The 5858-nt window shown below is 32.7% G+C and carries 9 protein-coding genes; 3 read left to right on the top strand and 6 right to left on the bottom strand.

Features of this window, described 5'->3' with window-relative positions:
* Nucleotides 1-587: 587 nt before the first annotated feature.
* Nucleotides 588-878 (bottom strand): hypothetical protein, encoded by a 291-nt coding sequence (locus AC5KOD_RS03265; protein WP_496913106.1) that lies wholly within the window; start codon nucleotides 876-878, stop codon nucleotides 588-590.
* 191 nt (nucleotides 879-1069) lie between these two features.
* Between AC5KOD_RS03265 and AC5KOD_RS03260 the strand changes: the two genes are divergently transcribed.
* Entirely contained in the window at nucleotides 1070-1306 is a 237-nt protein-coding gene (locus AC5KOD_RS03260; RefSeq protein ID WP_496913105.1) for a hypothetical protein, read from the top strand.
* 49 nt (nucleotides 1307-1355) lie between these two features.
* Here the strand turns inward: AC5KOD_RS03260 and AC5KOD_RS03255 are convergent, their stop codons facing one another.
* From AC5KOD_RS03255 to AC5KOD_RS03240, 4 genes are all read right to left on the bottom strand, one after another.
* A complete protein-coding gene (locus AC5KOD_RS03255) occupies nucleotides 1356-1871 on the bottom strand; it encodes a GNAT family N-acetyltransferase (protein ID WP_496913104.1) in 516 nt (171 codons plus the stop codon).
* Nucleotides 1872-1985: 114 nt separating this feature from the next.
* Nucleotides 1986-2321 carry a RidA family protein gene (locus AC5KOD_RS03250; RefSeq protein WP_496913103.1) on the bottom strand — a complete coding sequence of 112 codons (336 nt, stop codon included), beginning with the start codon at nucleotides 2319-2321 and terminating at the stop codon, nucleotides 1986-1988.
* Between the two features lie 129 nt (nucleotides 2322-2450).
* A complete protein-coding gene (locus tag AC5KOD_RS03245; RefSeq protein WP_496913102.1) occupies nucleotides 2451-2639 on the bottom strand; it encodes a hypothetical protein in 189 nt (62 codons plus the stop codon).
* Nucleotides 2640-2704: 65 nt separating this feature from the next.
* A complete protein-coding gene (locus AC5KOD_RS03240; protein ID WP_496913101.1) occupies nucleotides 2705-3157 on the bottom strand; it encodes a hypothetical protein in 453 nt (150 codons plus the stop codon).
* Nucleotides 3158-3300: 143 nt separating this feature from the next.
* Between AC5KOD_RS03240 and AC5KOD_RS03235 the strand changes: the two genes are divergently transcribed.
* Both AC5KOD_RS03235 and AC5KOD_RS03230 read left to right on the top strand, forming a co-directional pair.
* Complete coding sequence (locus AC5KOD_RS03235) at nucleotides 3301-3627, top strand: hypothetical protein (protein WP_496913100.1); 327 nt, start codon at nucleotides 3301-3303, stop codon at nucleotides 3625-3627.
* Between the two features lie 25 nt (nucleotides 3628-3652).
* Nucleotides 3653-3967, top strand: a complete 315-nt coding sequence (locus AC5KOD_RS03230) for a hypothetical protein (RefSeq protein ID WP_496913099.1) — start codon at nucleotides 3653-3655, stop codon at nucleotides 3965-3967.
* Nucleotides 3968-4060: 93 nt separating this feature from the next.
* On the opposite strand, the gene AC5KOD_RS03225 is transcribed toward AC5KOD_RS03230, so the two are convergent.
* Nucleotides 4061-4345, bottom strand: a complete 285-nt coding sequence (locus AC5KOD_RS03225) for a putative quinol monooxygenase (protein ID WP_496913098.1) — start codon at nucleotides 4343-4345, stop codon at nucleotides 4061-4063.
* Nucleotides 4346-5858 lie beyond the last annotated feature (1513 nt).

The following is a 5858-nucleotide window of genomic DNA, read 5'->3' as shown; positions in this document are numbered from 1 at the left end:
TTCTCGTATCAAATTCATGGGAAATTGGATGAAAGCTGATAGTATCAATGGGGAGGTAACCTATTTTCGAGTGTTAGAAACGTTGTTATATCAATGCCAATAATTATGAAATTGATTCAGTTAGTAAAGAAGCTGGGACATAAAGTCGTTTTGCTCCGAGCAATCTCGAAAAACCCGAACAATCGGCAATTTCGATTGTTCGGGTTTTGAGAAATTGCCGAAAGAGCAGACTTTTGGAGCGCGTTTGTCACATAACATACGTGAAAAAAAAGAGGGCGAGACTTTTGTCTCACCCTCAGAAAAGAAAAAGATTAGTTACTATTCTTTACGACCGACACGAGGAACTATTAACAGAATGGGGAAAATAACGCTAAATAAGATTTTAAGCGAGACAGAGGGCGGGAAATTGAAAATTACGCATGGTTTGACTCGATGAACAAAGAATTAAGGGCGTTATTAAAGCAAATGTAAGAGTGTAATTAATAGATTTAGAAATAAGAAGGCCTTATTTTTATAAATGGAATAAGAAAAAGCAGAGAAAGAATATTTTCTTTCTCCACTTGAAAATTGAATAGGTTGTTTGATTTCTATGCTCCACCAAGATGTAACCGGACTATAGACTCTTTTGATATTGAGCGTTGCAAGGGCGCACGATCAGAAGCACTAATTCTAGGAACTTCGTAATAATAAGTGAAAGTAAATTTATAACTAGGATATGTATATCCGTCAGGATTCGCCTTGATATAGCCATTTTCAGTTGTTATTTGGTCAATTGTTAAAACTTTACCTTCTCCATTAACTTTACTTGGATCTCTGAAGGCTTCAATAGTTACGTCTAAATCAGAAAAATCTAACTTATTTCCATCCGTGTTTGTCAAAGAAACCAATAGGTCTTCTGGTTTAATTTTTGATATACCACCTTTACTGGTATATGCTTCTCCTTCTACATAGTCATAAACTTGTAGATCAGCTGGATCATGCCTTGCGCGAAAGAATAGATCGTGCTGTCCCTGTGTAAAGACAGTTGCGGTGGCTACTGTAGCACCTAAGAATAATAAGGAGGTAGGACATGACAGAATTTAAATCATTAGACGACTGGAAAGTAGACTGGTGGAGAAAAGGGAAAGTATATCGCTATTGCTATAGCGTTATGTGGTCGGGAGCTTTTCCTATGATCAAATATCAAACTAAGCAAGGGGCATTAAGTAACTCTTGTCATATGACAGCAGTCAACCCAGCTTTCGACGAGTGGTTTTGCAAAGCTGAGTACTTAGGGACAGAAAAGCCCAAAGAGTTCGCTTGCTAATAGCTATTGAATTACAAAGAGCCTATTAATTAACAGGCTCAGAAAAAAACTATAGTAGTTCTTTTTTCATAATGAAATCAATTTGTTCATCAGTGCCCATGAAAAATGAATGTTGTCCAACTTTTTGAAAACCAATTGACTTATAGAATTGAATAGCAGGAAAATTATGTTCCCAGACACCTAGCCATATAGACTTTTTATTTAATGATTTGGCAGAAGCTAAGGCTTTTTGGAATAACATATTGCCTAAACCTTGCCGTTTAAAAGAAGAGAGTATGTATATTCTTTCGATTTCTAAACCTTCTAAGTCAATGGTTTCAGTCTGGGCATCATTAATATTTATCTTTAAATATCCTGCAGGTTGATTGTTGGAATATATAAAGTAAAATTTAGAATTAATATTTTTTAATTCTAAAGATAGTTGCTTTGTAGAATAAGCTTTATCAAGGTAGTTTTGTAAATCTTCTGGTGAATTATCTTTTCCAAATGTATCAGAAAAGGTAGTGATACTAATACTCTGTAGCAAATCGATATCGTTTAGAGTGACTCTTTTTATATTATCCAATGAAATACCTCCTAGAGTGATGAATAAAGTGTTACCACTATAGTTTAACAAAATATCAAAGTGTATCAAGTTATTACTTAAAAGATTAACAAAAAAAGCAACCTCAAAGGTCGCTTAAAGTTGTACGGTGGCATCAATTTCCAACATGAATTTTTCGTTGATTAAACCAGCGACCACTACTAAAGTCATAGCAGGCTTTGTGTCATTCAAAAAAGAAGTTATTTTTTCCCTAACAGCAGTAAGATATGACACGTCAGTGATAAAAATATTCATTTTTACAATGTTGGAAATAGAAGAATTATTGAGTGAAATAATCTCTCTAATCTTGTTTACAACAAGGTCAATCTGATTCTCAATACTATCGGGGATAAAACCGTCTTTCTCTGGTGTTTGGCCAGAAATAATTAGAAATGGACCATTAGCAACTAAACTTGCGGAATACATTACCATAAAAAGCCACCTTTCTTAAAAGTTACATTAATTATACATCAAAGTCTCAAAAGTAGTATAGAAAGTTTAGTAATTCCAGAAAGAATGACAATCCAAATAAAAAAGAGGTGATATGTCACCTCAAGAAAGTTAATTTTTTGATTTATTTTGTTTGAAATTAATTATCATAAGGCTAACTATTGCAAGTGATACGACAACTAAAGTAATCGAACTTGCTAGTTGTACAGAGTCATTGAATAGGAGCGTGAGTACTGCAAGAATGATCCAAACAACTCCTAGCGCTTGTATTATTTTAATGATTGAATTTGCCTTTTTCATAAAATTACTCCTTTCTCTAGTGAGTAAATTATATAGCAATATGTTCGTGAATGAATTGAAATTTCTTAATCATTTAGTTGCTTCAACCTTTTGATAGTAGGATCGAAGTTTCTCGTATGCCAATTTTGAGTGCCCCAAAAATTTTCATTCGAAAGAGCGCCACTCGTGCGAAAATAAGAGAGTTCTTTTTGTTGGGCAGATAATTCAATTGTTCCTTCACTATACGTGATGGAAAGACGATAGCTGAAACCTTCTTCTTCGATTTTTACATTTGTAATTGAATTAATCGGAATTTGTAAAGTAGCGTCTTTTTTTAAAGAACCTGACCACTTTAAAGGAACTAGAATTATTTCGTTCTCGCAAATTTGTAAGACGAAATATTGTGGGGATTGACTGAAAAATTCAATAACTTTAGCACTTAAATTAGGCGCAGCGTAACTTACTACGATTGACAAGTTTTTAATGGGGGTAAAACCAATTTCTTTAAGAGTTGAGGAAATATTTTCTTCTTTAGCCATGACTAACCTTCTTTCATTTATTTGATTTTAATTTAACATAGATAATTAAAGAATGTAGTGAAATTTCCTAAAAGGTATGAAACTTATCCTGAATGGTAATTTCTGATGTTTACCTAGAAGAATGATAACTTGGAGGTGAACTAATGAGTACTTATATTAAAAGCGTTGGAATGCAAAGAACTGAATTACTAGAATTGCTATTAGAAAATTATCTTTTCGAAAGAGCTAATAATACTAATACTCTATTAGGAGAACCTCGAGAGGTGACACGTTCACAAGGGATACTAGATGGCGCTTGTATGGTGCTTGGTATTAGTTATCGTGTAGAAGTTGATAAATATGTATTCTATACCAACAGCATGGAGAAAGTCATTTGTGAGATTCCGATGGGTGAATATTATGAAATGGAAATTCTTAGAAAAAAAATAGAAGCAGAGGAACTAAAAGAATTTAAAGAGCATTTTAATTAGAAAAATGACAACTTGGAGGTGAATCATGGCTACAAAGATAGAAAAGAAGTTAATTTGGGAAATCCAACAAGCGCAAGCTAAAATACTCCCTCTAACAGGATGGGGCGGAGGGGCGACCGTAACAACGATAGATATTGGGAAATCTTGGTTAGACCATGAGCCGTTAAATAATCAGTTAGGAGTAATGTTAATTAATTACACTAGCTACGTTCATGCGACTGAACCAGAAGACAAAGCTTATCATTTGGAACAGATAGAAAAAGCACTGGAAGAGTTTTGGGAATTAAATGAAGAGAATTTTAATGAAGATAGAAGCCTGAGACCCAAATATTGGAACTAGCTTGCTATTCTTTACGATAATAAAAAGCTCACTCAAGAAAATTAAGTGAGCAAAACAATAACGAAATAGTAGAGTTTGTAGTTTGAGTAGCTATTAATTGTTGACGCTAGTATTAATTACCAGTTCTTCAGATAAGAAACTATTGATATTATTAACAAAGTTTTTAAAATGTTCACTTTGATTATGAGCATCAAGAGCATCTTGAGAGTCCCAGTTTTCAATAATAGTAAAGTTGGTATCTGATCCAATTTCTTTAAAATGAGAATAGTAACTACACCCAGCTTCATTATTGGATTTTAAAACTAAATCCTCAGTGAGATTTAAATAATCAGGTATGCTCTCTTCATTAACTTTTAAAAATACATTTAATACAATCATAATTTACCTCTTTTCTAATTTATGGATAGAAATTAATTATATATGAATGTGAAATACAATTTACGTTTTTTAATCGAACTTTAAAAAAACGTAATATTCTATCATTTAGTAAAAAGTGAAGACGAGCAACTGATTAATCTCACGGAGAATCGAAAGGAGAGGTCAAATGAAAATTGAAGTGACGTATCAGCCAGAAGGGGACACAGCACCGTATGAAATTTTGAAAGATGTTAAATCGTTTAATTGCGACGGACAACTTATTTGTTTTTACTTTCGATGATGGTAGCGAACAGACTATCTATTTTGAAGACGTCATAAATATAGGACTTTTTAACTAATTAATATCTCGGGAAATAAAAAGGATGCTGGTACATGTATAGCGTTCAGCGTAAAGTTGTCAAAGGGGTGTTTAAAAGTTATTAGTTGACTAGGGTAGATAGTGACAGCTCATTATAAATATTTTAGCGTGATTTACAAGCTCACCTTTCCAATTTTTACTCTAATATAAAAAACGGGCTAAGGAAGGAAAATCTAAATAAAATTATATAAATCTACAAAAAATGGGAGATTTAACATGAATTTGAATAGCTATAAAGTATTACCTGAAATAAGGTCCCAACAAAGCTAAAGTGTCCCAGATTTTTCTGATTGGTATGAAAAACACAAACACGACATATTATTGGCTAAATATTCAAGATGAGCTAATAATGAAGACGAGAGGGTTAGAAAGTGGTATAGCGAGGGCCGTTAACAGAATGTTATATTACAGTCTGGAAAGGTGGTAAAGCCTTTACATTGATTAAACTTAAACGGGTGTCTGCAATTATGGTGATTGTACTCGGAATTGGTTTGACCTTTGTCAGAAAAATACGACGTATTTTCATAAATATAGACTTTCCCCTTTTGTGTTTGTTTTCGTCGTTATGTCTTAGTACTACGTTTGATTTCATTGTTGACGGTTTGTGGAGCATGTCCAAAGGAAAATGGCGATTTTTCGGTTATCCCAGCCTTCGCGGTGTTTTTCTTGTATAATAATTCGTTCTTGTAAGGAAAGGTGTTTATCTTTGTGTGAGTCTGTGTTAAACTGATTTTACGTCATAGCTATTTCATTTTTTTCTAGCTAATTTGACTACAAAATGTGTCTAAAAAATAAATGGTTAAATCATAAATGTAAAAAACACGAGGATGACTTATTCTCGTGTTTTTTTACTTCATATAATATATCTTATGTAACCAAGCCGTGTCGGTTTCAAAGTAATCATAGCATAGCCTTTTATTAATTGTCTATCGTTTTTTGAAAAAATGTTCAAGATGGTGCTATATAAAAGTGAAGAAAAATATAATTAAACGTTCAATTATCAGAGTTTTTCTAGTCTATTAATATATTGATAGCCTTATATGAAAACGAGATGTAGTTGACATAAGATATATTATACAAAGTACTTTTTAATGGCCACATGTCAAGGTTAAATGCAACAAAGTATTGTTGATATACCAATTAAAATAACATTTT

The sequence above is a fragment of the Vagococcus sp. WN80Y genome, from assembly GCF_059621045.1.
Note: the sequence above shows the minus strand (reverse complement) of the source record. Positions and strands in the feature narration are given on the sequence as shown.